30 protein-coding genes are annotated in these 25,634 nt (G+C 47.1%); 15 read left to right on the forward strand and 15 right to left on the reverse strand.

Annotated features, from left to right (window positions below):
* Positions 1 to 534 precede the first annotated feature (534 nt).
* The 12 genes from BM202_RS15300 to BM202_RS15345 form a co-directional block, all read right to left on the reverse strand.
* On the reverse strand, positions 535 to 978 hold the full coding sequence (locus BM202_RS15300) for a response regulator transcription factor (protein WP_093827554.1): 444 nt from the start codon (positions 976 to 978) through the stop codon (positions 535 to 537).
* 145 nt (positions 979 to 1,123) lie between these two features.
* Positions 1,124 to 1,444, reverse strand: coding sequence for a hypothetical protein (locus BM202_RS15305; RefSeq protein ID WP_093827556.1), 321 nt, complete (start codon positions 1,442 to 1,444; stop codon positions 1,124 to 1,126).
* A complete protein-coding gene (locus BM202_RS15310) occupies positions 1,431 to 1,823 on the reverse strand; it encodes a hypothetical protein (protein WP_093827558.1) in 393 nt (130 codons plus the stop codon). Before BM202_RS15310 ends, BM202_RS15305 begins: the two co-directional genes overlap by 14 nt.
* Positions 1,823 to 1,984 (reverse strand): hypothetical protein, encoded by a 162-nt coding sequence (locus BM202_RS37250; protein WP_177236599.1) that lies wholly within the window; start codon positions 1,982 to 1,984, stop codon positions 1,823 to 1,825. The genes BM202_RS15310 and BM202_RS37250 overlap by 1 nt, the downstream gene beginning before the upstream one ends.
* Complete coding sequence (locus BM202_RS15315; RefSeq protein WP_093827560.1) at positions 1,981 to 2,214, reverse strand: hypothetical protein; 234 nt, start codon at positions 2,212 to 2,214, stop codon at positions 1,981 to 1,983. Before BM202_RS15315 ends, BM202_RS37250 begins: the two co-directional genes overlap by 4 nt.
* Positions 2,215 to 2,246: 32 nt before the next feature.
* Positions 2,247 to 2,405, reverse strand: coding sequence for a hypothetical protein (locus tag BM202_RS37255; RefSeq protein WP_177236600.1), 159 nt, complete (start codon positions 2,403 to 2,405; stop codon positions 2,247 to 2,249).
* Between the two features lie 26 nt (positions 2,406 to 2,431).
* Positions 2,432 to 2,659 carry a hypothetical protein gene (locus BM202_RS15320; protein WP_093827562.1) on the reverse strand — a complete coding sequence of 76 codons (228 nt, stop codon included), beginning with the start codon at positions 2,657 to 2,659 and terminating at the stop codon, positions 2,432 to 2,434.
* A 32-nt stretch (positions 2,660 to 2,691) separates the two neighbouring features.
* Positions 2,692 to 5,601, reverse strand: coding sequence for a hypothetical protein (locus tag BM202_RS15325; protein WP_093827564.1), 2,910 nt, complete (start codon positions 5,599 to 5,601; stop codon positions 2,692 to 2,694).
* 255 nt (positions 5,602 to 5,856) lie between these two features.
* On the reverse strand, positions 5,857 to 6,231 hold the full coding sequence (locus BM202_RS15330) for a hypothetical protein (RefSeq protein WP_143100699.1): 375 nt from the start codon (positions 6,229 to 6,231) through the stop codon (positions 5,857 to 5,859).
* A gap of 91 nt (positions 6,232 to 6,322) precedes the next feature.
* Positions 6,323 to 6,619, reverse strand: coding sequence for a hypothetical protein (locus BM202_RS15335; RefSeq protein ID WP_177236601.1), 297 nt, complete (start codon positions 6,617 to 6,619; stop codon positions 6,323 to 6,325).
* Positions 6,620 to 6,653: 34 nt separating this feature from the next.
* Positions 6,654 to 6,887 (reverse strand): hypothetical protein, encoded by a 234-nt coding sequence (locus tag BM202_RS15340; protein WP_093827570.1) that lies wholly within the window; start codon positions 6,885 to 6,887, stop codon positions 6,654 to 6,656.
* A gap of 56 nt (positions 6,888 to 6,943) precedes the next feature.
* Entirely contained in the window at positions 6,944 to 7,171 is a 228-nt protein-coding gene (locus BM202_RS15345; protein WP_093827572.1) for a hypothetical protein, read from the reverse strand.
* Positions 7,172 to 7,305: 134 nt separating this feature from the next.
* On the opposite strand from BM202_RS15345, the gene BM202_RS15350 reads away from it, so the two are divergent.
* From BM202_RS15350 to BM202_RS15380, 7 genes are all read left to right on the forward strand, one after another.
* Positions 7,306 to 8,019 carry an XRE family transcriptional regulator gene (locus BM202_RS15350; RefSeq protein WP_093827574.1) on the forward strand — a complete coding sequence of 238 codons (714 nt, stop codon included), beginning with the start codon at positions 7,306 to 7,308 and terminating at the stop codon, positions 8,017 to 8,019.
* Between the two features lie 386 nt (positions 8,020 to 8,405).
* The gene (locus BM202_RS15355; protein WP_093827576.1) at positions 8,406 to 8,669 is read left to right on the forward strand and encodes a hypothetical protein; all 264 of its coding nucleotides are present in this window, start codon (positions 8,406 to 8,408) and stop codon (positions 8,667 to 8,669) included.
* 157 nt (positions 8,670 to 8,826) lie between these two features.
* On the forward strand, positions 8,827 to 9,183 hold the full coding sequence (locus BM202_RS15360) for a hypothetical protein (RefSeq protein WP_093827578.1): 357 nt from the start codon (positions 8,827 to 8,829) through the stop codon (positions 9,181 to 9,183).
* Between the two features lie 192 nt (positions 9,184 to 9,375).
* A complete protein-coding gene (locus BM202_RS15365) occupies positions 9,376 to 10,485 on the forward strand; it encodes a sensor histidine kinase (protein WP_093827579.1) in 1,110 nt (369 codons plus the stop codon).
* Positions 10,482 to 11,240, forward strand: coding sequence for a LytR/AlgR family response regulator transcription factor (locus BM202_RS15370; RefSeq protein WP_093827581.1), 759 nt, complete (start codon positions 10,482 to 10,484; stop codon positions 11,238 to 11,240). The genes BM202_RS15365 and BM202_RS15370 overlap by 4 nt, the downstream gene beginning before the upstream one ends.
* 159 nt (positions 11,241 to 11,399) lie before the next feature.
* Positions 11,400 to 14,729 carry a glycosyl hydrolase gene (locus BM202_RS15375; RefSeq protein ID WP_093827583.1) on the forward strand — a complete coding sequence of 1,110 codons (3,330 nt, stop codon included), beginning with the start codon at positions 11,400 to 11,402 and terminating at the stop codon, positions 14,727 to 14,729.
* 110 nt (positions 14,730 to 14,839) lie between these two features.
* Entirely contained in the window at positions 14,840 to 15,877 is a 1,038-nt protein-coding gene (locus BM202_RS15380; RefSeq protein ID WP_093827585.1) for a sugar phosphate isomerase/epimerase family protein, read from the forward strand.
* 107 nt (positions 15,878 to 15,984) lie between these two features.
* Here BM202_RS15380 and BM202_RS15385 read toward each other — a convergent pair whose 3' ends face one another.
* Positions 15,985 to 16,323, reverse strand: a complete 339-nt coding sequence (locus BM202_RS15385; RefSeq protein ID WP_093827587.1) for a winged helix-turn-helix transcriptional regulator — start codon at positions 16,321 to 16,323, stop codon at positions 15,985 to 15,987.
* 128 nt (positions 16,324 to 16,451) lie between these two features.
* On the opposite strand from BM202_RS15385, the gene BM202_RS15390 reads away from it, so the two are divergent.
* From BM202_RS15390 to BM202_RS15425, 8 genes are all read left to right on the forward strand, one after another.
* Positions 16,452 to 16,862 (forward strand): DoxX family protein, encoded by a 411-nt coding sequence (locus BM202_RS15390; protein ID WP_093828071.1) that lies wholly within the window; start codon positions 16,452 to 16,454, stop codon positions 16,860 to 16,862.
* A 38-nt stretch (positions 16,863 to 16,900) separates the two neighbouring features.
* Entirely contained in the window at positions 16,901 to 17,815 is a 915-nt protein-coding gene (locus BM202_RS15395; RefSeq protein ID WP_093827589.1) for a helix-turn-helix domain-containing protein, read from the forward strand.
* Positions 17,816 to 17,919: 104 nt separating this feature from the next.
* Positions 17,920 to 18,807 (forward strand): NmrA family NAD(P)-binding protein, encoded by an 888-nt coding sequence (locus BM202_RS15400; protein ID WP_093827591.1) that lies wholly within the window; start codon positions 17,920 to 17,922, stop codon positions 18,805 to 18,807.
* Positions 18,808 to 18,831: 24 nt separating this feature from the next.
* Complete coding sequence (locus tag BM202_RS15405; protein ID WP_093827593.1) at positions 18,832 to 19,692, forward strand: SDR family oxidoreductase; 861 nt, start codon at positions 18,832 to 18,834, stop codon at positions 19,690 to 19,692.
* Between the two features lie 148 nt (positions 19,693 to 19,840).
* On the forward strand, positions 19,841 to 21,118 hold the full coding sequence (locus BM202_RS15410; protein ID WP_093827595.1) for an MFS transporter: 1,278 nt from the start codon (positions 19,841 to 19,843) through the stop codon (positions 21,116 to 21,118).
* A 158-nt stretch (positions 21,119 to 21,276) separates the two neighbouring features.
* On the forward strand, positions 21,277 to 21,669 hold the full coding sequence (locus BM202_RS15415; RefSeq protein WP_093827597.1) for a DoxX family protein: 393 nt from the start codon (positions 21,277 to 21,279) through the stop codon (positions 21,667 to 21,669).
* Positions 21,670 to 21,856: 187 nt separating this feature from the next.
* Positions 21,857 to 22,747: an SDR family oxidoreductase gene (locus BM202_RS15420; RefSeq protein ID WP_093827599.1), complete on the forward strand. Its 891-nt coding sequence runs from the start codon at positions 21,857 to 21,859 to the stop codon at positions 22,745 to 22,747.
* Between the two features lie 12 nt (positions 22,748 to 22,759).
* Entirely contained in the window at positions 22,760 to 23,680 is a 921-nt protein-coding gene (locus BM202_RS15425) for a helix-turn-helix domain-containing protein (RefSeq protein ID WP_093827601.1), read from the forward strand.
* Positions 23,681 to 23,726: 46 nt separating this feature from the next.
* On the opposite strand, the gene BM202_RS15430 is transcribed toward BM202_RS15425, so the two are convergent.
* Both BM202_RS15430 and BM202_RS15435 read right to left on the reverse strand, forming a co-directional pair.
* Positions 23,727 to 24,398, reverse strand: coding sequence for a YceI family protein (locus tag BM202_RS15430; protein WP_093827603.1), 672 nt, complete (start codon positions 24,396 to 24,398; stop codon positions 23,727 to 23,729).
* A gap of 150 nt (positions 24,399 to 24,548) precedes the next feature.
* A complete protein-coding gene (locus BM202_RS15435; RefSeq protein ID WP_093827605.1) occupies positions 24,549 to 25,547 on the reverse strand; it encodes a glycoside hydrolase family 43 protein in 999 nt (332 codons plus the stop codon).
* Positions 25,548 to 25,634 lie beyond the last annotated feature (87 nt).

The following is a 25,634-nucleotide window of genomic DNA, read 5'->3' on the forward strand; positions in this document are numbered from 1 at the left end:
TGGCCAACGCGAAAACCCGGCCGCCGTCCCCACCACGCCAAGGTCTGAAGGTCAATTTTTTTTGTAACTCTGTAACATTGCATTTTTGGGTGTCAATTGACTGAGCGTCAACGCCGTTTTTGTTACAAACTCTCTTTTTCGTTTTATAACAACTCCCTTTTTTTTTGTAACACCCCTTATTTCCAGCTAAAAGCGGCCCCCCCCTTTACTATTATATTTTTATTTTTTGTAACATTTTATACTTGTTAACAAAAATAAAATAAAACCTTATCGGCTGATTTTGAGACTTGTAAGTAGTACTATCGTCCTATGTTTACAATGTTACAAAAATCCGTAGGGTTTTTGTTGGGAAGGTTGCAAGGAAACCAAAGGGCCGGGCATGGGCAAAAAAAAAGACCCGTTTCCGGGCCTTTTGAATTGTAACTTCCTAAGATTCCACACTTGCTTCCTGACGGACGATCTTTTTTTAGTGGGCTATAAAAGCGGACGTGTTGGTGTGCCGCTGAAGCGGCTTAAAAGCGGATGTGTGTTTGTTTATTGAAGGACTGTCAGGTTGGCTTGCGCGAACCGTGGAAGGTCCCGGACCGTGGCCAAACCCAGCTTGGAAGCTATGTTAGTTTTATGGTTGGCCACGGTCCGAATATTGATAGATAACAGGCCCGCAATGGCTTCATTATGGTAGCCTTCCCCTATTAACTTCATGACCCGGATTTCCTGTGGTCCCAATGATTTAATCCGTTTGAAGGCGTCCGGGTCTGCTATCTGAAGCGTCGTCCGGCGGCTTCTTCGTTCGTCTTCCTTGTTGATTAATTCCCGGATTGCCCAAACATTAATGTCATCCGTTGAGCCAAGTAAGGCGTTTATAATTCGCCGGAAGTAGGGATGAATGGTTCCGTCTGAATCAAAGCGTTGTAAGCCGTCTAACGCCGTTTTCAGGGCCGTCAGAGCGTCTTGGTCTAAGCTGCTTATTTTTTTCATAGCTGATAGAGTAAAGCCTACCCGTCAGCGCGGTTGCATCCCTCAAACGGGAAGCGTATTTTTGCCGGGTAAACATTTGATTTTTGGTTGGGTGTTTATATCCCCGTACTGTTGCCGCCAAGCTTTTCAGTACGGGGATTCTGTTTTAAACGGTTAAAAATTCGTTCTCTGGATTACGCCATGGAATTGACTCATTTTTAGCGTCAGTAAACGTTGTGACGCCTGGAATGTATTCAATCAGCTTGCCGCGGTCAACCAAGTCCCAAAACTTGTCTGTATCCCAATTTATGGGGTTTGGATTCAGTACTTCAATCAGCTTCACTTGGGTAGTCTCCCATAGTTCCACTTTACCCCCGGCGCGTTCCTGATAGGTGAACTTGCCAAACTTTTCCACTACGCAAAACTGACGCGTTCCGGTTGGGTTTGTCCACCACGTAAAGAGTTGAACAAACCTATTGTTGGTCATTATCTGAAGCGGGAAGGGTTAGTTGGTCCGGGTCAACATCCAAGTCATTTTCCATAATGATGACACGCCCGGCGGTTAATTCTTCCATGTAGTGGCGGCATAAATTCAACGCGTCAAAACTTTCCACGGTTGTCAGTTTTAACGCCATGCCCACGGCCACGTCCTTCATTATCATAATCGGCTTCAATTCATCTTCCGTATGGGAAGCCAACAACCGCTTCCGGGTCTTGTCGGCGGCTTCCTGAACGGCTCTGGTGAACTTGTCATCCGGGCGCGTTTCAGCCAGCATCAGAACGGCCATTTGCTGAAGAATGTAATTGATGACTACATTCTTTTTTTTGGTTGCTCCTAATTGAATGGGTTGTTCTGTGTGGCTCATTATCGTTTCTGTTTGAAGAGTGGGAAATACTTTAATTTTTGGGCTTCATCAACGCCAAATGTGGCCACGTTAAACGGGGAGACAATGACAAGGGCAATAGCTAAACAGCCAACTAAAAGGCCCGCAAATAGATAGCAGGGGATTTTAAAAAGGAATTTCATTGGTTTTTGTCAATTAAGTGTTGAAGGGTTGCTTTAGTTGAATTCAGTTGCAATACGGCTTTACGTAACGTTGAAATGTTAAACGACGCGTTGACAATTGCTTCCCGGTCATGTGGGTCTGTATTGGCCAGTTCATCCACTTCTTCCGTTAAGTAGTCATCAAGTGTATTGGCTTTGTCTTGAACTGAATCCATCAACAGTTCAATTTCTTCTTTTACTTCAGTGGTCATTGGTTTGTCTGGTTATGGTTAAACATCTGTTATTAATTCATTCCGATTCTAAAGCTGACCCAATCTTCCTTACATAAATGGTCCGTCACTTCCATCAATACGTGAATCATAAGAAAGGGTGCAACTACGTCCACGCCGTCAGTGGTGAAATCGTCAAACGTGGCAAAAGCGGCTATTGCGTGTATTGCCATGAGGTGAAATATTATCCGTCTATTTTTCAGACTAGCATACCAATGTTGGCCATGGCTTCCATGGTCAACAGGTCATCTTGAACTTCCGCTTTGGTAATTTCCGTGTTGAGTTCCCGCAATTCTTCCAATACTTGCTTGAACTCCAATGAGCCAATTTTGAGGGTTTTCCAATGGGCTTCAAGGTCTTTCCGCTCCTTCTTCAGCGCGGGCGCTTTCAGCGATTGTTGCAAGGATAATCTGTTCAGTCCTGACATTTTCTTGAGTTATTTATGGTTAAACATCACTATTACAATTCATCAATTTCCCCATCGACGGTCCGTACATAGACCATTTCTTTGGGCGTGTCGGACCCGTTGGGCCGCCGGACAATCCGGCCTTGGCTGTTTAATAATTCGGCCGGGTTAAGCGTGTATTCATGAAGCTTGGTCCAAGACTTCAGCGCCTTCAGGAAACGTTGGGAAGAAAATGTCTTTAGCTTAGTACTGTTTTCAAAGTCCTTCATGGCGTCTTCTTTCAAGACAAGCTTGTCCAGATTGCCCGCTTCAGGACTGAAAAAGACTTCCGCCCAACCTCTGAAATGGTCTCCCATTTCGGACATAAGGTTCCGTTTTGACACGTTGGTCATGGGCGGAATGATCTTTTCTTCACAGCTTAAATAAAAGCGTAAACATTGGGCCATGAAGTTGTAAAAGGCGTTCCAATCTTCTTCCGTGAAGTCAGTAAAGAGTGACTTCCCGAAGTCATCATTGGGCGTCCATGACTCTTTATAATCCCCGTTGTTTTCGTGGTAATAGTCCCCGAATACCGTATATAGCTTCCGGCGTAATGATGACGGGTCTGTCATCCGGTCCCCAAAATTGGTATCAAACCAGAACTTTGGCGAGTCATCAAAACCCAGTTCAAAAGACCGCTTCTGTTTCGGGTTGATCGTCATAGAAGACGTCAAGGGCGCAAAGAAGAAGCCAAAGTTCAAAAACTCGTTGGCGTCTTCAACGTGTATCAAATCCGTGTCCGCGTCCACGTTTTCAAATACGTGCGGATTCTCGGCCAATTTCGGATTGCGTCCGTCTAACTGGACTTTCGTGGCCAGCTTGTAAAGGGCTTTCGCCACCAAGCCTTTCCCGGCTCCACCATGGCTTTCCCCGTCATCAGATAACTTGTTGTCCATGGCAAAAACCGCCCACGGCCGGGCCGGGTTTTTATACCTATGAAGGGCGTATCCAATGGCGAAAATACGGTTGACTAAATGAAGCTTTTGTTCCGCTATTTCGTCAGGAAGCAACAAGCCGCCGTCCACCGCAAACTGATACGTCTTCTTATAATCCGCCCGGTTTTCGGCCGTACTACCTTGGACCAACATGACGTCCATTTCTTCTTCACTCAGTCCGTACTGCTCCTGATACTTCTTCCGGTCTTTCCCGGACATATCCCCCATTTTCAAGCGTTCTTCCAATTCTTTCCGCCAATGAACCCGGCACGTCTGAATTAAAAAGCGGAAGAACATACAGGACTTATCTTTAATATCAATATCCCATAACCCGTCCGCCGTCTTGGAAATGGTGAACATTTCATCCATCAATTTGGCCTTATGTTGGATGACCTTATGTTCCCAGATTACTTTATCCAGACTTCCCGCTTTTTCTTCAGCAATACCGGCGGCCGTAATTTTCCATGCCGATTTCTGAAAAAATATGTACTGATAATCCGGCCCATACGTCTTAAAATCCCCATAAAAAAGCGGCAGGTTGGCCAAGCTGGAATCAGACAGTTGTGGCGTCCTGTACATGGTATTCCGTAGGTCCGTGGCCATCTTCCGTTCTTCAAGGAAGCCATGAATGAAGTCTTTAACCTTTGACGGGTCAATGGGCTTCACAATGTTATTATGTACGTGGACGAACGTGAAGCCGTCTTTTTCCTTCAGGCTTGGGATTCTGGCAAACCCGTTCCTGAATAGAAAATTATAGCCGTGGACGTTGTTGAAAACAAACTGAGCCATGGGCTTTCCGAACTTAAAGCGGACCTTCCCTTCCTTGTCCCGGCTGACATCTTCATCCCAAAATTGATAAGGTATGGCCACGCGCTTCAATTCGTCAAAATCGAACTTTCGGAAGCGGTTCAGATAGTCTCGCAAATCTTTACAGGAATTGCCATTGCCGTCCCGGAATTCCCTAAGTTCTTCAGGAAGCCAAATGGTCTTCATGGCCAAGTATTCCATGGCTAGTTTATGGGCGGCCTTTTTGCCGGTTCCGTCAATGTCTGGGATGTTATACAGCGCGTCCGCAATACGGAAGAATTCTTTCACATCTGAAGCCAGAAGTTCCGCCGTTTCGCTGTTTGGCCATATCGGGTCATAACCCAAGGCAAACACGTTCAACGCATCACTTCCGCCACTACAATACATCAATTCAGGCAGCTTTTTTTGTTTGCGTTTTTCTTCGGCGTCCGGCGCGTCCGGGTCATAAGATTCCGCGTCCGCTTGGGCCTGAAGCTGACCAAATTTCTTTTGGGCTTGGTCTAATCCGTGGATGAAATGGTCCGGTTTTTTGCCATAAGATTGGAACCGAAAGGCTTTTTCCGCCCGCGGTTTATATAGCTTTTTCCAATCTCCTTCATCCCAAAGAAAGATTGGGAAAAGTTCGGTTGACGTGTATTCACGGGTAACGCCGTTTTTAGTATGGGTATAAGATTTTAAGCATTTTAAATGTAGATACGTGGCTTTTTGAATACCGGCCGTCATCCGGGCTTCATCGGTATGACCAAGCGCACGCCAAGCATATTCAGCGTATAATGACCGGATGTCTGATAAATCGAACTCTTTGAAATCAAAGCTCATTACCCCTTCTGCTTCTTCTGGCTTGGCCGTCCATTTGTTCATAATGGGCTTCCGGGTTGGCATTTCCACGCCTTCAAACTGATAGAAAGCGGCCACGGTATGAAGCGCCGTCAGGAAGTCAACGTTGTCTTCTTCCATGGCAATAGTGACGGCATTTTTACCCTTTTGTTCTTCGCCAAAATCGGTCACAATCCACGTTCCGTCCTTCATTTTTTTCAAGCCAGCGGACGCGGTTTTCTCGTTCCTGATCTTGAATTTTCGGGACGACTTGGTTTCACTTTCGCGGGCGTCCGGGTAACGATGCACTATATACGCCAACCCGCCATCTATAGCCAATAGGTCTTTTATGTCTATACGGTTCATTAGCGCGTCGTTTTGTGTAGTTCCCGAATACGGCTATTAACCGCTAATAAATCCAGCCCCTTCAGTGTGTCTTGGTGTTTGGTTCGATATTGAATTAGGAAAGTTTTGTCAGTTACGGCTGACAGCAATTGGCCTTCATATTGGCCTGTTTTAATCACTGGGTTATGCATTGGGCTGAAGCAGTTTGAAGGATGTTAAGTCATTTTAGGGCTTCCGCCGGGAAGGTTCCGGCGGAAGTGCCGTCCGATTTAACCCTTAACCATTGCCATTAATAGGACGGGAAGCGTAGACGTCAACCCGTTCCTGAATGACCCGTAATTGGGCCAAAAACGTCCATACAGCGTCCCTTGACTCATTTTTGGAAACCGGCGGCCAATAGATGTCCCGCCATTTTTCTTGTTCCCAGATGAATCTATAAAGCACTTTGATTTCATACCCAAACAGCCGGACCGGGTAGTCTGTCAGCCGGGCGTCTTGCCCCAATACTAAGGCAAGGGACTTCAGGTCATCAAAGCGCGAAAACGTGCAGAATAAGCCCTTAGCTATTCGGGTTGATACGGACTTCAGTTTGGCCTTCAGTTCATAGTCCAGTACGGCCGGAATAGTCACCACGGCGGAAGTAGGAAGCAAAACGATATTCTTTCCCGTAGACGTCAAAGTTGACGGCCGCGGTTTAGCGGGACAAGTGGTCATGGTTTTTAGAAGATTGGGAAGTAGTGGATTAATCGTTACACCCGTAGCGATTGGTAAGCGTTGTGGTCAAGAAGTTGTCAATCCGGTTGATACGGTTGTAATAAGCTATTTCAACCATATCAAGCGCCCGGCCAATCCGGTCCCAACTAAGCAAACAATCAACAGCCGCCGTCTGTAAGGAAAGTAGTACGGCGTCAGACGCTTCAGCCAATGGGCTAAGGTCTTCAAGGTTGGCTACGTCGGTCAGGCTCATTTGCTTGGTCTTAAACAGTAGATAAGAATTAAAGCCATGATGACCAAGCCCCAAGCCGTGGTTGACGAACAATGTACAAGGGGGAAGAAACGTCCGAATAGCAGGTTCATAGGGCGGCAAATTCAGCTTCTAATTTTTCCGTTTCCCGACGCTCCCAGCCGTCCACCAAATCACCCATGGCGGCCGCCAAACCGTCCGCCAAAATCCGTGTCCTCAATTCCTGCGAAAGTTGAGCTTGCGCCCGATTAACAATTGTTTCCGCTACTCCTTTTGCAAATTTTTTAATTTGCTCTTTTTCGGCCTGAATCTCATTACCGCGCTGAAGTTGGTTATTATTCATTTTTTTAACTGGTTATATGGTTAAACATCAATTCATTATATAGCTAAACATCAAATTCATTGGGGCAATACAGACTGAAATAATTCTGACTCATCAGCCGTTGGAGCCACCCGGCCAAGCCGGATATTTTTCAATCTTGTCAAGTGTGGTTCTGCGTTCAAAGCCGGTTCCTTACTCAAAATGTCCTTCAACCAACTATTAGGCAATTTTTCACGAACCGGCCGAAATGCTTCCTTAGCCGCTTGAACAGCCGTTTTGCCGCTTATTAATTTTTGGGCATCCATAGTTGATAATGCTAGGTTTATGCTATTATTTGCAGTGTAAATATATACACTACCACTTTTTACACTGCAATTATACACCGTTTTTAGTGTGTAAAACAAGTGTATAAGCTGAAAAATTTTCCGTGGAATTACCCATGCTCATAAAGACACTAAGGAAGCAACGAAAATTGTCTCAAAGCGATGTAGCTAACGCATTGGGTTTGAGGAGTTATCAAGCCGTTCAGAAATGGGAACGTGGCTTAAATCCGGTCCCGGAATTATATTTTGACGATCTAGCCAAATTATTAGGTGTAAGTGTAAGTGTATTTTCTGAAGCGCGTCCGTCCGCCAAGGTGAAACCCGGTCTAAGCTTTTTTTTAGACGAACCTATTGAAGGACATTCTACTAATACCCGAACTATTCAACCTAATATAAAGGAGCTATACAGACAGCTTCCTTATGCGACGTTGAAGGCGCAAGCCGGAATCCCTGAATCTTATGAAGGATGTCAATTGGATTGGATAAACGAAACGTATCCCGTTTACATACGTGATTATGTTGCCAATAAAAAAGAACTGGTCATTGAAATTGATGGCGACAGTATGACCCCCGGTATTGTCGATGGAGCGCGGGTATTGGCTGAGTCCGTTTCAAAGGATGACATCAAATATGAAAGCGGCGGAATTTACGCCGTTTTATTTGGTAATGGACGGTTTGTGGTCAAGCGTATCAAGACCAATACAATCAACACTGACGGCGTATTAAGACTTTGGAGCGACAACGAGACATACGGACATATTGACATCCCGGCCAACGAAATCCATTGTATGTGGAAAGTAGTTGGCAAGGTCTGGGAGCCAATGAAGTAAACCTATTCCTTTCGTTTACTAAGATTTTACGAATTTCGTATAACTAGTTGATTTACATAAGGCGTTCAAGTCCCTTCGGGAGCACAATTAGCCCTCATACGCACAGTATAGGGCTTTTTGCATTTAATCTATTTCCTACTCATTTCCGTATGTGAACAACTCAGAGCAAATAATTAATCTGGTCGAAGTCTGCGTTATTGATAATTTTCGCTTCTCCCATGTTGTCACTCTGCATGGCAATTACACTTACAGGCAGGATTTATCCACCGATGTTGCAGACGTATACGTAGCATTTTGTAGAACGCCGTTAACACTCCTGATCCGTAGATAGCCGTTGCCGACGCTTCTCAGCGCTTCAATATTTTCAATGTCGTTTGTATTGACGGATGACAAATCGACCCGATAAAGCCGTTGATCATGATGCGTATCCGAATGCTGGCATTGGCGTTGGGGACGCGTCTTTATTCTGCACCACCACCCATGTAACGTATGATCAACCCGAGCCACCGGAAAGCTCCTCCATTTTTACGGAGACCGAACCAATGGAATCCGTACTATCACGTTTCTGCCTACGTCCCGTACTCCCACAAACACCTCTTCATTCAGGTTTTTTCGTTGGTGCTGAGTGTACTACGTTCAGTACGGCCTGATTGCCGTGCATAATTGCGGTTTATTCTTCTCACTCATCCCGCCAAATCCTTTACTCATCCAGCGAATGTTGAGGTTCGGCAGATTTGATTTTCAATACGTTAGCACCAAATTTACTTTTGATCTGTCAAGCAAAAGCAACTAAATGATAGATAGATCATGAAAAATATTCTTCTCCTGGTGTTAGGGCTGGTAGCCAGTTCAGCAGCGTTCGCAACAGCCAGTGAACCCAGCAAACCCCTTGCTATTGCCTCCCTGATTGGTTATGACAAAGTCAAACTAGTTGTTGCGTCCCAGGAGGCAACGGCTACGCTCGCCTTACAGGATGAACAGGGGCATGTGCTTTATTCCAGTAATGTGAATCTGCGCGGTGGCCTCACGCAGAAGTTCGATATTTCCGGCCTAGAGAAGGGCATTTACAAACTATCCATTTCGGTTGGAAAAGAACGTACCGTCCAATCCTTTACGGTAACGGAGGTCCCCAGTCATCCATTAATTACCCTTCAGGGCGAATGATTACAAACCGGCCATTGGATAGCCGTTTCTGCTGGATTGTATGAATGCGCAGCCCTGACCAGCCATCGTTCGATGAGAATCTCTGGTTAGGGGTGCCTGGTATTCCGGTGAACTAAATGAAACGACTCAACCCGCTTTGTTTTGTGAGGTAGTAGCCCATTGGCACCTTTGCCTTTGTACTGACAACGTATCATGGTCGCAAAACTAACGTACCAACAAAAATGGCAATTAGCCGTCCGATTGCTAGTACTGTATTCACCTCTAATACTGTATATCAACCTGCCCGAATCGGTTCGTAATCCGGTCAGTCTGGTGAAGGCATTACCATTTATAGGGGTCTTCTTTCTCATCGCGCTGGGCTTATACTTTATCTGGATTACAGCTACGGACTGGATTCAGATTCAATTATTCCGGTGGTTTGGGGATAATTTTTTGCTCGATTTCAGTTGGCGGGCCATCCTGTTGACCATGTCCATCTCGCTCGCTCTGGCCTTACTCTACGCGCAGGTTTTCCAACTGATCGTTTCTGGATTTTTTTTCCTGTTCTTTCAGAGTGGCCTTATACCACAACCCAAAGACCATGGCTCACCGTTTACGCCCGAGGTATTTACGTACTTACAACGCGTTAACAACGTATTCAACCTGGTTGTAATGTTGTCGGCCTTTTATCTGACGATCATTTCACGCTCCTATCAGCAACTAAAAGATGTGCAGCTTCGGGCCGAACAGTCGGAGAAAGAAGCCGCGTTGAGTCAGGTCGAAGCCTTGAAACATCAACTGAGCCCGCACTTTCTTTTTAACAGCCTGAGTATTCTTACCTCCATGGTGCACGAGGACGCTGATCTCTCCGAGCAATTCATCAAGCAATTGTCCAAAGTATACCGCTACATCCTGGAACAGCGGGATCAGGAACTGGTTTCTCTCAAAACCGAAGTGGATTTTATTCGGGCATATACGTTTTTACTCCAGATCCGTTTCGAAAACAAATTTGAGGTCCTTATTGAACTCACTCCATCTCAGCAGGAGCAGTATCAAATTGCGCCTTTATCACTACAGTTGCTGGTCGAAAATGCGGTCAAACATAACCGGATGTCGATTTCCGAACCGCTACGTGTCCATATCTATTGCCAGGATGACGTCCTGATCGTCGAGAATCTCTGGCTGCCCCGCGATCAACCCGAACCTTCGACGGGCGTAGGACTACAGAATATTGTCAACCGCTATGCGTTACTCACCCCGCGAACCGTACTTTATGCCCATCAGAATGAATCGTTTGTTGTCAAAATTCCCCTCTTACTATGAACGTCGTCATTATTGAAGATGAAGATCGCACCGCCCGTCAACTGGAGCGGCTGTTGAAAAAATATGACCCATCTATCCATGTTCTCACCCAGTTGCCGTCCGTGAAAGACGCCGTCGCCTGGTTCAGCGAGCATACGCAGCCCGATCTGGCCTTCATGGATATTCATCTGGAAGACGGACTGGCTTTTCGTATTTTCGAACAACTCAGCCTGACCGTACCGGTTATTTTCACGACAGCCTACGACGAATACGTACTAAAAGCCTTCAAGGTCAATAGTGTCGATTACCTGTTGAAACCGGTTGACTATGAGGAATTGGTAGCGGCTATGGAAAAATTCAAAACCATTCGAGGACAACCCGTACTTCCCGACCTGAATGCCCTGCTCCAGTTGATCCAAAAGCCGCAGACGAGCAGTTTCAAAGAGCGGTTCATGGTCACGATCGGCACCAAAATTCACAGCATTGAGGTGGCTGACATCGCTTATTGCTATTCAGAGGAAAAGGCGACGTTCCTGGTCACCAAAGCGGGACAGTTACTTCCGCTCGAATACAGTTTGGATCAGCTATCGGGACTGGTTAATCCAGGCCATTTTTTTCGGGTGAATCGTCAATTCCTTGTCGCCAGAACCGCCATTCAAGCCGTTCATGCATATTCGGCGGGGAAACTCAAACTCGATCTGCTACCAGTCTCCCGCCATGAAGTGTTTGTCAGCATGAGCCGTCTGTCAGAGTTCAAGGACTGGCTGGGTCGTTAGCACGTACCAATCAAAATATTAGCCTACCAACGCCTTTTCTAGACAGAATTAGCCTACAATCCTTTATATTTCATCAAATTATTCAATATATACTTGGCATTCTACATAAATAGTTAGTAGCCAACAACCAATGCCCCTTCAGACCTATTCCTTTCCCTCATGAAAAAAATTACTTGCCTAATCTGGATGCTTCCGGCCTTAGCGTTTGCCCAACCCTCTACGCTCAAAAATGGATTTCAGGCCCCGCCTGATGCCGCCAAGCCCCGTGTTTGGTGGCATTGGATGAACGGCAACATCACCAAAGAAGGTATTACCAAAGACCTCGAATGGATGAAGCGCGTCGGTATTGGCGGCTTTCAGAACTTCGACGCCAGCCTGCTGACGCCTAACGTAACGCCCAAAAAGCTGGTGTTCATGACCCCCGAATGGAAAAACGCCTTTAAGCACACCACCGATCTGGCTCAGAAACTGGGTCTCGAAATGGCCATTGCCGGGTCGCCGGGTTGGAGCGTAACGGGTGGCCCGTGGGTGCCCGCCAGCGACGCCATGAAAAAATACGTCTGGTCCGAAACGCGGGTGACGGGCGGGCAGGCTTTCTCGGGCAAACTGCCCCAGCCACCAGCGACAACGGGCAAGTTCCAGAATGTGGCCGCCGTAGGCAGTATGATTGGTGGACCAGCAAGTAACGTACCAGAGCCAACCTATTACGCCGATGCCGCTGTAATTGCTTATCGCCTGCCGGCCACGGAGAAGTCTGTAGCGTCGCTGAATCCAAAAATCACCTCGAGTGGCGGTACGTTCAGCCTGGTCGAATTGACCGATGGCGACCTGGCCAATACCAAGGTGCTGCCACCGATGGAAGTTGGGCAGGATATGTGGATACAATATGAATTCGATAGTCCACAGACGATCAAGGCGTTTACCATCGTAGGCTCAGCTGCGGCTGGTGAGCTGGCCGAATTCAGAGGAATGCCCGACAACCGGATGCTGAAAGTGAGCGACGACGGCGTGAATTTCCGGGACGTAGTGATTATCCGGGGCAGTACGATTCCTCAAAGCACCATGGGTATTCTGCCTACGACGGCTAAATATTTCCGGTTTACGTTTAAAACCGAGAAACCCGAAGGCAATCCCTTTGCCGCTATGATGGGGGGGCGTACTGAATCCGGAAAGCCGCAGGGCGTGCCCGTAGCCGAACTGGTGCTGCACAATACCGACCGTGTAGACCTGTTTGAACAAAAAGCTGGTTTCAGCGCCTGGCAGGAAACCACACACTCACTGATCAAGCCCGGTGCTGACGCCATTCCTACCCAGGACGTAGTGGATTTGACGGCCAAAATGAGCACCGACGGTACGTTAAACTGGACTCCTCCCGCCGGTAACTGGGTCGTAATACGATTAGGCTACTCGATCACGGGTCGAAAAAATCACCCGGCTTCGCCCGAAGCTACGGGTCTGGAAGTGGATAAGCTCGACAATGTAGCAGTCCGAAAATACATCGATACGTATCTGGACATGTACAAGGATGCCACGGGTGGGCAGATGGGCGCAAAGGGACTGCAATACATGGTGCTGGATAGCTACGAAGCGGGCCATATGACCTGGACAAAGGCCATGCCCGAAGAGTTTCTGAAACGACGAGGCTATGACATCAAGCCCTGGCTTCCTGTGTTGACAGGGCGTATAGTGAAGAGTGCCGAAGAGAGTGAGAAATTTCTGTGGGATTTCCGCAAGACCATCGGCGAACTGATCGTCGACAATCACTACGATGTGATCGGCGATGCCCTGCACGCTCGTGGCATGAAGCGCTACACGGAGTCGCACGAAAATGGTCGGATTTACCTGGCCGATGGCATGGATGTGAAACGTAAAGCCGAGATTCCTATGTCGGCCATGTGGACACCGGGCAGCCTGGCGGGTGGCGGAGACGAAGAAGTACGTAGTGAAGCCGACATTCGGGAGGCCGCTTCGGTGGCGCATATCTATGGGCAGAATTTGGTAGCGGCTGAGTCGATGACATCCATTCAAAATGCGTTTAGCTGGCATCCCGAGAAGCTTAAGCGTACCGCCGATCTGGAAATGGCATCGGGCCTGAATCGCTTTGTGATTCATACCTCAGTACACCAGCCGCTGGATGACAAGAAACCCGGTTTTTCGCTCGGACCTTTCGGACAGTATTTTACCCGACAGGAAACCTGGGCTGAGCAGGCAAAACCCTGGATGGATTACCTCGGCCGCAGTTGCTTTTTACTGCAACAGGGCAAACCCGTTGTGGACGTATTGTACTATTATGGCGAGAACAACAACATCACGCAGGTATTTGCTCAAAAACTGCCCGCCATCCCGGCTGGCTACGCGTTTGACTTTGCCAACTCATCTGTAGTAAAGAATACGCTACGTGTTGAAGGAGGTAAAATCAGCACGCCCAGCGGTCAGCAATACCGACTGCTGGTATTGGACTCTTCGGCAAGAACGATGACGCTACCCGTGCTGAAAAAACTGGGAGAACTGGTTAAATCAGGCATGAAAGTGGCGGGGGTTAAACCCGAACGATCGCCTAGCCTAACCGATAATGCAGCGGAATTTACTACGTTGGTGAACCAGATCTGGAGCAACCCGAACGTATCAATGAAACCGGTGGAAGCTATGTTGAAAGAGATGAGTATTCAGCCGGATGTGGATGTTTCTGGAGCCAAATCGAAGGTACTGTATATTCACCGCCAAACCGCCGACACCGACCTCTACTGGCTCGATAACCGCAGCGAGAACCCGAATGAGGCCACTGTCAGCTTCCGCGTGACGGGTAAAGTGCCGGAACTCTGGAATCCCCAGACGGGCAAAACCTCTACCGTGTCCTATCAAATTAAAGACGGTCGCACAATTGTGTCCCTCAAATTTGAATCGTGGGAAGCGTATTTTATTGTCTTCCGCGACAAAGCAACGGTTGCTTCCTATATTAAACCTGCCATTACGGAATCGCCCGTTGCCAACGTAGCGAGTGTCTGGACGGTAAACTTTCAGGAAGGCCGGGGCGCTCCCCAGAAAGCCACGTTTACTACGTTGTCGTCGTTGACAGAACATGCCGATCCGGGTGTCAAATACTTTTCCGGTACGGCCGCCTACGACAATACGTTCGACATGCCAACAGTCACTAAGAACGCGTCGTACATTCTTGATCTGGGTGAGGTGAAGAATATCGCCGAGGTGATTGTGAATGGCAAGAACGTGGGTACGGTCTGGAAAAAGCCCTTCCGCATCGACATAACTGATGCCCTGAAAACCGGACGCAATACCGTTCAGATACAGGTAACCAACCTGTGGGTCAACCGCTTGATCGGCGACGCCCAACCCGGTGTGACCAACAAGATTACGTTCACTACGTTGCCGTTTTACAAAGCTGACGCTCCCCTACTGCCGTCTGGCCTGTTAGGACCCGTTCGCGTGCTGGCAGCTACACCTGCTTCGGCCACCAATGAGGTGAAGCGGTAATCAGGCATGTACTGGCTAAAAGCTGTGTGCTTACCGCCAGCCAAAAGTATTTGCTCAGGAGTAACTGCTTTATACGCCTATAACCCAATCAAGTCTACCGCATTTAAGACATGAAAAATCAACCAACACGTCGCCAGTTTTTGGGCGCTACGGCAGCGCTCGTTGCCGGGACAGTAGTGAGCGCGAACAAATTGTTTGGTGCACCAGCCATTATCCGAAACCTGGGCAAGCCCAACTCGCTGATCAACGGTGTACAGATTGGCGTCATTACGTATTCGTTCCGGGAAATGCCCGACCAAAGCGCCGAAGCCACGTTGAAATACGTACTGGATTGTGGAATCAGTGCCATTGAATTGATGGGTGGCCCTGCCGAAACGTTTGCGGGTGCACCGAAAAATTCGGTCGATATGAAGACAATCTTTCCATTGATGCGGAAACGGCGCGAAAACCAGACGCTAACCGAAGACGAACAGAAAACGCTGGCCGACGCGGATGCGCAGACGAAAGCTTATCGGGAGGAGATGGCAAAATGGCGAATTTCTGCTCCTATGGATAAGTTCGAGAAGGTTCGCAAGATGTATAATCAGGCAGGCGTCACCATCTATGGATTCAAACCCGATGCGTTTGGCATTCAGAATACCGATGCTGATATTGATTATGGAATGCGGGCGGCTAAAATATTGGGTGCCAATCAAGTAACGGTCGAACACCCCGCCAACGATGCACAAACGCTCAGGCTGGGTCAGATGGCGGTGAAACACGGTTTACGGGTAGGTTATCACGGTCATGAGCAGCAGACGCCTACTTTCTGGGATACCGCATTGGCCCAATCGCCGGGCAATGCCATGAATTTTGATCTAGGTCACTACGTAGCCGCCGGTCAACCTGATCCACTGGGATTAATTCGTCAGAAGCACGATCGTATTGCCAGTATGCACATCAAAGACCGCCAGCTACCGGCGAATGGCAAGGGTAACCTGCCCTGGGGCCAGGGCGATACGCCTTTACTCCCCGTATTGCAACTGATGCGTGAGCAGAAATACAAGTTCCCGGCGACGGTCGAGTTAGAATATCAGGTACCCGCAGGCTCAAACTCAGTCGCCGAAGTAAAAAAATGCGTGGACTTTTGCCGGAATGCGTTGAGTTAGGGGTATAAGCTTCAGTAACAGCGGGTTAAAACCCGGCGCAAGTGGCAAGAACTAATGCACTGCGCCGGGTTTTAACCCGCTGTTACGTCTTATATAATTCGCAGCCATCATTTTCCAATGATTTCTTTGCGATGGGTTAATCCCCAATAATGGAGTTCGTCCATCACCTTCTCCAGCGACTTTCCATGCGCGGTAATGGCGTATTCCACCGTCGGAGGGAACGTAGCATGGACCGTTCGTTGAATCAATTTATTCGCTTCCAGATTCTTCAACTCTTTCGACAGGGTTTTGTCGGTAATCCCGGGGACTTCCTTTGATAGTTGCTTAAAACGCTTGTTCCCTGCGGATAAAGCAAACAATATGAGCAGTTTCCATCTGCCTTCCAGAGCTTCTAACGCATCTTTGATAGAAAGAGCGGTTTTAGGACATCCACCTTTGGTCAACATGTATTTGTTTCTGGATTGGTAAATTTTACGATACTATCCCATTGGATAGCGCTATCCAACGGGGAAGTACTATCTGGCGGCTAGCAAATGTAAATACTTTTGGGACTTGAATGATTGATGATCCAAACATGTCAAGTCAACAAAAACCGGCGAAAGCCATCCATAGTATCCTTTGGGTAACGCAAGTAATTTTAGCGGCTACTTTTATTTGGGCGGCCGCTATGAAATTGTTTCAGCCCGTTGAAAAACTCGCTGCCATGTGGCCCTGGACAGATCAGATTCCCGGAACTTTGGTCAAACTTACCGGGGTCGCTGATTTAATAGGTGCCATTGGGTTAATTCTACCCTCACTGCTACGTATCAGGCCAAGACTTACACCCATTGCAGCCATTGGCATTATTCTGCTTATGATTAGCGCCAGTATTTTCCACATGGCAAGAGGAGAAGTTACACAAATAGGCCCAAATATCGTTTTTGCTGGTATGGCTGCTTTTGTAGCGTGGGGAAGGTTTACCAAAGCACCGATAGCACCAAAATGAAAACAATCGATTCGTTCAGTTGATAACTATTTTTAGCCATGAAAAACACGCAACCTCAACGCATTAAAACAATAACGGAATACCATCAGCTCCTTAGTCTTCCAAAACCGGAGCATCCGTTGATCAGCCTGGTCAGTTTTGACGAGATTAAACGCGTGTCAGGCGATAACCTAACAAGCCGCACCCATGATTTTTACTCCATCGCGCTGAAACGGAATTTCAATGGCAAGATGAAATACGGGCAACAGGAATATGATTTTGACGAAGGGGTCATGATCTTCATTTCGCCCGGTCAGGTTTTTTCAATTGAGGCCGATAAAGATGTAAAACATACAGGCTGGCTCTTACTGATCCATCCTGATTATTTATGGAATACGCCTTTGGCCAAAACCATAAAGCAGTATGAGTATTTTAACTATTCGGTCAATGAAGCCCTGCATCTTTCGGAAAAGGAAGAAGGAATGATCACCGGTATCATGCAAAACATTGGTCAGGAATATCACTCAAACATCGATAAATTCAGTCAGAACGTCATTATCGCCCAGCTTGAGTTATTGCTGACCTACGCTGATCGGTTTTATCATCGCCAATTCATCACCCGAAAAATTACGAACCATAAAGTCCTTGATCGGCTGGAAACGATTCTCACAGACTATTTCAATAGCGACGCTTTGGTGAAACATGGCGTACCCACGGTTCACTACGTTGCCGACGCCTTGAACGTATCACCCAATTATTTGAGCGTATTGCTAAACGTGTTGACCGGCCAAAGTACCCAGCAACACATACACGACAAGTTGATCGAGAAAGCGAAAGAAAAGTTATCTACTACCGCTCTATCGGTCAGTGAAATTGCCTATGAACTTGGGTTTGAACATTCGCAGTCGTTCAGCAAATTATTCAAAAGCAAGACCAATCATTCGCCTTTGGAATTCCGGCAGTCGTTCAATTAACAGCCAGCCAAGAAACGGCTACAACAGTCTGAGATTACGCTACAAGACTGAATTCTGAGGCATGGACCTTTGTGCAGCAACAAAAACAAACTACTGCTGTACATATGAAAATTATAATAACAGGTTCGTTAGGGCATATCGGCAAGCCACTGGCCGAGGAGTTAGTACAGAAAGGTCATGCCGTCACGGTAATCAGCAGCAAGCCAGACAGGCAATCAGCAATTGAAATGCTGGGAGCTACCGCAGCCATTGGCTCACTGGAAGACGTTGATTTTCTGGCCTCTACTTTCACTGACGCCGATGCTGTATTTGCGATGATACCGCCCAACTACGCTGAACCCGATCAGGTAGCGTATTACAGAAGAATCGGCAGCAACTATGCACGAGCCATTAAAAATTCGGGCGTAAGTCATGTGGTTCACCTCAGCAGCTACGGTGCGCATCTAGCCAAAGGCACCGGCTTTATCCTTGGCTCCTACCATACCGAAAGCATTTTGAATGAGCTGTCAGACGTAGCTGTCACCCACCTGCGTCCCGGTTATTTTTATTACAATCTGTATAGTCTTGTCGATATGATCAAGGAACAGGGCATTATGGGCGCAATCTATGGTGGCGATGACAAGCTGGTGATGGTGGCCCCAAGCGATATTGCCGCTGTCGCAGCGGAGGAATTGTCGACACAGGCTGCAGGCAGGAACATACGCTACGTAGCCAGCGACGACCGTACTGCCAGCGAAGTTGCTCATGTCATAGGAGCCGCCATTGGCAAGCCGAATTTGCAATGGCTGACCTTTAGTCAGGATCAAGTGAAAGATGCCCTGACAAAGAGCGGCATGCCAGCCCCTCTTGTGGCAAACTTCGTAGAATTGGGGGCCAGTATTCACAGTGGGGCACTTCGGGAAGATTATGACCTGCATAAGCCAGCCGTTATGGGCAACGTAAAACTAGAAGAGTTTGCAAAGGAATTCGCGGCTGCTTTTCAAGAAGCGTGATCGTCTTTCTACATACACACAACTATGCTATTAGTAACAGGTGCTACCGGCCAATTAGGCACAATAGTGATTCAAAATCTATTGAAAAAGACATCGGCCAATAAAATTGTGGCATTGGTACGCGACGCGAGCAAAGCTGCTGACTTAATCGATAGAGGTGTCGACGTCCGCGTAGGTTCCTACGATGACATTCCTTCTCTCGATAAAGCTATGCAGGGAGTTGACAAGGTTTTATTGATCGCCGGAACGGATGAGCACAAACGCCTTCAGCAACACCAGAACGTAGTAGATGCCGCCAAAAAAGCTGGGGTTCAGTGTATTGCTTACACCAGCCGGACGTTGAAGAATAGAAGTACGTTGGCTAACCAATTAATGATGGGTCATTTTCAGACCGAAGATTACATCAAACAAAGTGGATTAAGTTATACTATTTTTCGCAACGTACTGTACATGGATGCGATTCCGCAATTCGTAGGAGGAAACGTTTTCGAAACGGGTATTTTCCTGCCGATGGGTCAGGGAAAAGTGCCCTTTGCCCTTAGAAGCGATATGGGCGAAGCCATTGCCAATGCACTAGTAGCCGACGATTGCGCTAACAGAATCTATCAGTTCACCGGAAGTAAGTCGTACTCTTTTGATGATGTCGCGGCAACCCTGACCGACTTATCCGGCAAAACGGTACCCTATATTTCTGCGAAAAAAACGGCATTTGAGACGCAATTGAAAGAACGTGGCCTACCCGACATTATAGCTCAGCGGATTATTGGTTTTCTAACCGATATTAAGAACGGGCAGGAGGACGACGTAAGCACTGATCTGGGAAATCTGCTTGGGCGAAAGCCTGCATCGCTTAAAGAAGGCTTAAAAGCTCTTTACAATTTATGAAGAGCGTATTGTCTTTGCATAAAGAGGCTGCCTTTTTGAGGCAGCCTCTTTATTTTCATTTAAAGCATACTTTCATGCGGTTTATCAGAATATTATTTTGCTATTTCGTATTATTAAAGAATTGTCTTAATCATCTTGCAACTATCGCATGGTTGTTCCTGATACTTCATCCAAACTACCCAGTGATTCAGCACCAGCGGTCGGCTTATTTGGTTTGCCAATCATTGTGGCTGCGCTGGGTTATTTCGTTGATATTTACGACTTACTGCTTTTCGGCATTGTCCGGGTGCCAAGTCTGAGAGACCTGGGGCTCACACCCGACCAAATCTCATCCGTTGGGGGACGTATCATCAACTGGCAAATGGGTGGCTTGCTACTCGGTGGCATTTTATGGGGTGTCCTTGGCGATAAGCGCGGACGCCTGTCTGTGCTGTTTGGCAGCATCATTACCTACTCCATCGCCAATATTGCCTGCGGATTTGTGAAGCACGTAACGTTTATGGACCCCGTTCAGTACTACGCGCTGATGCGCTTTGTGGCAGGCGTCGGGCTGGCAGGTGAATTGGGCGCGGGCATTACCCTCGTCAGCGAAATTCTACCCAAAGAAAAACGGGCTGTCGGCACCTCACTTGTGGCAGGCGTTGGCGTTCTGGGTGCTGTAGTGGCTTATTTTACCGTTAAACTGTTCAACTGGGAAATGGCCTTTTTCGTAGGGGGTGGTTTAGGATTTGGCCTGTTATTATTACGTTTTGGTGTCATTGAGTCGGGGATGTTCACCCGCATAACCGAACAAAAACACGTTAGTCGCGGTAATTTCTTTTCCTTCTTTACAAATGCAGATCGGCTCAGCCGCTACCTCAAATGCATTGGCGTTGGCATTCCTTCCTGGTTCGTTACGGGCATTCTGGCGTCGTTCAGTAATGAATTTGGTAAAGCATGGGGCATTGCCGAAGAAATTCAGCCGGGCTTAGCCATTACGTGCTTATATATTGGCATGGCCATCGGCGATCTGTCCAACGGCTTTATCAGCCAGGCATTAGCGTCGCGCAAAAAAGCGATTGCCCTGTTCATGGCGATTGCGTTTGTCTTCAGCTTCGTTTGCTTATACCTGGGCATCAAAAGTGCTACGGTTTTTTATGTACTTTGTCTGGGCCTGGGCTTCGGAAATGGTTACTGGGCCATGTTCGTGACCATTAGCGCCGAACAGTTTGGCACCAACCTTCGGGCTACGGCTGCCACAACCGTACCGAATATGGTACGTGCTTTTCTGATTCCTATGACGCTGAGTTATCAAGCGCTAAAGCCATCGCTGGATGCCATTAATGCCGCTGCGGTTGTCGGCCTGGTCACGTTCATCATCGGTTTCTACGCCATTCTGACCATACCGGAAACACACAACAAGGATCTCAATTATTTAGAAGAGTGAAACAAGTTCTTCTCAAGAAGTTGCTGAGATTAGATTGGGGAGAGGAGCAAATTCACCAGTTATTAGGCGCTTCAGCCCGTTTATCCGGCAATTAATCTGTAAACCTATATGGATTAAACCAGTTACACTAGCTTTAATCCTATCAAATAGATGCGACAATGAGCGAGAAAAACATAAAAAAAATAGCCCGGATAGCTTTAGGAGCCAATCTGATTTTTGCTGGAATAAGCCATTTGACGTTCGCCCGCAAGGCGTTCAGAGCACAGGTGCCGGATTGGGTTCCCTTAAAGGTCGATGATACGGTTGTGTATTCAGGAATCGCCGAAATTGCGTTAGGAAGCAGCCTTGTGCTAACCGACGAAGAGCATCAGAAGGCCGTCGGCAAGGTAGCTGCTACTTTTTTTACGGCTGTTTTTCCCGGCAATATCTCTCAATACGTCAATGATCGTAGCGCATTTGGCCTGGACACTGACAAGAAGCGGTTTGTACGCTTACTTTTTCAGCCCGTGCTGGTTTACTGGGCTTTAAAAAGTACCAATAACCTTAAATAAGACTGATCCCGACAGCACAATACTCACGATGGATGGACATAGCTGGAAACTAGCGGTCATAGCATGAAAACAGCCCGTACCGATCAACCGGCTAACTAACCCTCACTTTCGACTACAATAACCGTAGATTTGACTACGTCTGCTTTTTAGTAGCTGCTGAACTTTGCAGAAACAAAAAAACAGCAACATGAAAATTGTAGTAACAGGCTCGTTAGGGCATATTGGCAAGCCATTGACACAAGAGTTAGTGCGAAAAGGACATTCTGTTACGGTTGTTAGCAGTAATCCTGAACGGCAAAAAGACATTGAAGCCCTGGGGGCTACTGCCGCCATTGGATCCGTGGAAGACGTTGACTTTTTAACCGCTACGTTTACCGGCGCAGATGTCGTTCACGCCATGATTCCACCCAATAATGCCGTGCCCAATCCGATGGTCCGTCATGAGAAATTGGGCGATTCTCTTGTGCAAGCCATTGGACAGTCGGGTGTAAAGCGCGTAGTTTATGTCAGCAGCTACGGGGCGCATTTAGATAAAGGCACCGGGTTGATTGTTGGTCACCACCACGTGGAGAATGCGCTGAATGCCTTGCCAGGTGTCGAGGCAATTACGCATCTTCGTGCTACGTATATCTACTATAATTTATATGCGTTTGTCGGCATGATTAAATCGATGGGTTTTATGGCAGCAAACTATGGTGACGATGATTTGACCGTCTTGGTATCGCCCAAAGACATTGCGGTGGCTGCGGCCGATGAGATTGAGAACCAAACCAACGGTAAGCACGTACGATACGTAGCCAGTGACGAACGTACCTGCAATGAGATTGCTCAGGCTTTGGGCAATGCGATTGGCAAGCCTGATTTGAAATGGGTAACGATCAGCAACGAACAAATGCAAAGCGGTATGGAAGCGAACGGTATATCTACACTCGTTGCTACTCAACTGGTTGAAATGTTTGGTGCCTCTCACAGCGGTCTATTACACGAAGATTACGATCAGCACAAGCCAGAGACGATGGGAAGTGTGAAGTTGGAAGAGTTTGCGAAGGAATTTGCTACGGTCTTCAATGCCAACTAATTAACCTGTACTATGAAAACCACGCAACTTTATCGGATTAAGACGATTGCTGAATATCACCAGTTGATGGGGCTTCCTAAACCAGCGCATCCATTAATCAGTGTAGTCAATATGCAAACCATCAAACGGTTGCATGATGATGAGTCGATCAGTATGGTCTTTGATTTTTATTCCATTTCACTGAAACGGGGTTTCAATGCCAAAATTAAATACGGGCAGCAGGCGTATGATTTTGATGAAGGTATCATGTTTTTCATTTCACCGGGTCAGGTTTTTGGTATTGAGGTAGAAAAAGGGTCAACAATAAGACGAACGGGATGGATGTTGCTTATCCATCCCGATTTTCTCTGGAATTCATCGCTGGCGAAAGCAATTAAACAGTATGAATTTTTTGATTATTCAGTCCACGAAGCCTTATTTCTCTCCGAAAAAGAAGAAGCGATCATTACGGGCATGATGAAAATCATTGATCAGGAATACCACTCAAACATTGACAAGTTCAGTCAGGACATCATTATTGCCCAACTTGAATTGTTGCTCAAGTATGCGGAACGATTTTACCAACGTCAATTTATCACCCGAAAAATAACCAATCATAAAATCCTGAGTCGGCTGGAGGATATTATTGCGGACTATTTCAACAGCGATGATTTGCTGAAAAAAGGATTACCCACGGTTCACTACGTTGCCGAAACCCTACATATCTCGCCCACCTATTTGAGCGGCCTGCTCAAAGCATTGACAGGCCAAAGTACCCAGCAACACATACACGACAAGCTGATTGAAAAAGCAAAAGAGAAACTGTCCGCCACCGATTTGTCGGTCAGTGAAATTGCCTACGCATTAGGTTTTGAACACCCTCAGTCGTTCAGCAAGCTATTCAAGACAAAAACCAACCTTTCTCCTCTGGAATTCCGGCAGTCGTTCAATTGACAACATCACTACGTGTCTGGCGTCAGATGTAATACAGCCGTTCCAATCACAATGGTGTTTTGGTGGCCACCATCTTTAGATCCAGCGCAAAGGTGTCGTCGATGATTTTGTCGGCTGCGGTGCCGATGATGGCGGCCCGATACTTGATATCATAATCAATTCGATTAATCGTCAGTTTAGCCGTTGCCTGAGCCACGTTACCCGAAAGAGTCACCGTAGCTGGAAACGTTTGCGGTTTGGTCATATTTTTAATGGTCAACTCGCCACTAACGGTATAATTGGGTTCGCCAGCTCTGGTGCCGTCAATAGGCTTTACGCTGGTGATTTTAAAGGTCGAGGTCGGAAATTTTTCCACGCCAAAAAAGTCTTCCGACCGCAGGTGATTGACTAACCTTTCGTTAAAGGGATTCGCTTCGCCCTTGTCTACGTCGCGCATGGTCGTCATATCGGCCACGAAGGTGCCACCCGTGAGCTTATTGCCATCCATGCTCAGCTGACCTTTGGCTATTTTCACCACGCCATTGTGTTCGCCGGTAACTTTTTTGGCGTTCCAGCTGATTGTACTTTGGGCCGGATCAACCGTGTAGGTGGTAGCCTTGGCCACGGTATGCCGAATGACTGTATTTTGGGGATAGTCGCCAATGGTATTGACGGGTAACAGCGTGTTGGTCAGAGACAGTGCGACCAGAGTAGTCCCGATAAATAGGCTGTTTTGCATTAATGTACAAATGGTTAAAATTAATTGATTTGAATTTTTACAAATAACTAATTTTCAGTCGAAAAAACATCGAACATCAGATCAAAGCTAACAATGCCAGGCGTTTTGCAACAGTATCAAGATCTGAGTTGTAGGGTTAAGCCCTCTTGCCTAAGGCAGATAAGGCTTGCCGACAATCAACTTATCGCCTGAAAAGTTCACTTCAAGTAAATGAGGATTCCGCACCGTACGGCCATTACTCTTCTTATGACTATGAACGGACATCAACCATTTACCATTCAGGGTACGAAACAGCATACCATGACCATAGTTAGGCGGGGTTATTGGATCGGGCTCCTGCATCCAGGGACCATCCAGCGTACCACTTTTTGAATAGGCAACGCCTTGCGTGTAGACATCGTAGATCCAACTGGTCCAGATCATGCCAAGCCTACCGGTTCCTGTATTGAATAAAAAGGGGCCGTCCGTTACTTTATTAGGACCAACTTTGCCATTCACATTCTCCCGGCTCCAGGGGCTGTCGCTAGCGCGAAAAAGCAGTTTTCCTTCGCCAACCGAACCACTTAAATCGGGTTTCAGCTCTATTTTTTCCATGGTTCCGTTCAGATTTTGCAGCCATTCATAACAATAAATCATATAAGGCTTGCCATCTTTATCTACCCAGAATGTGCCATCTAAAGTAGGTTTGTCGGCGGGTAAATACATTGGGTCTTTCATGGGAACATACGGTCCCTCGGCTTTATCGCTGACTAAAACATGGCTGGCACGTCGCTCGATGACATTCTCGCCGACCGTATCAATCTTCACATCCCGGTTGGTAAACGTGGCAAAATAGTAGTATTTACCTTTGTACTGATGCAGTTCTGCGGCCCAAATCATTGGGTTCTTTCCCATCCAGGATTCAGGGTCGGTCTTGGCGACGACGAGAGGGCCAGTCCATGCTTTCAAATCTTTGCTTTTCCACATCATCCCTCCCGTACCGGTCATATAGTAGGTCGATGTATTTCTATCGGCCAGAATAAACGGGTCGCTTAGGCGAATAGAATCCAGAGGAACGTCCTGACGTAACACTGGCGCCCGATTTTGCGAAAAACCCGGAATCAGATTAGCGCTAATCAATGCGACCAGAAGTAATGCTTTTTTAATCATTGTGCAGTGATCTATTGTTTTGCTCTTCATTCTCAATCAATTATCGTAAAGACGTAGCTAGCCTTGATGCTACTGTTGGCGATACGC

The sequence above is a fragment of the Spirosoma endophyticum genome (genome assembly GCF_900112365.1).
GTDB lineage: Bacteria > Bacteroidota > Bacteroidia > Cytophagales > Spirosomataceae > Spirosoma > Spirosoma endophyticum.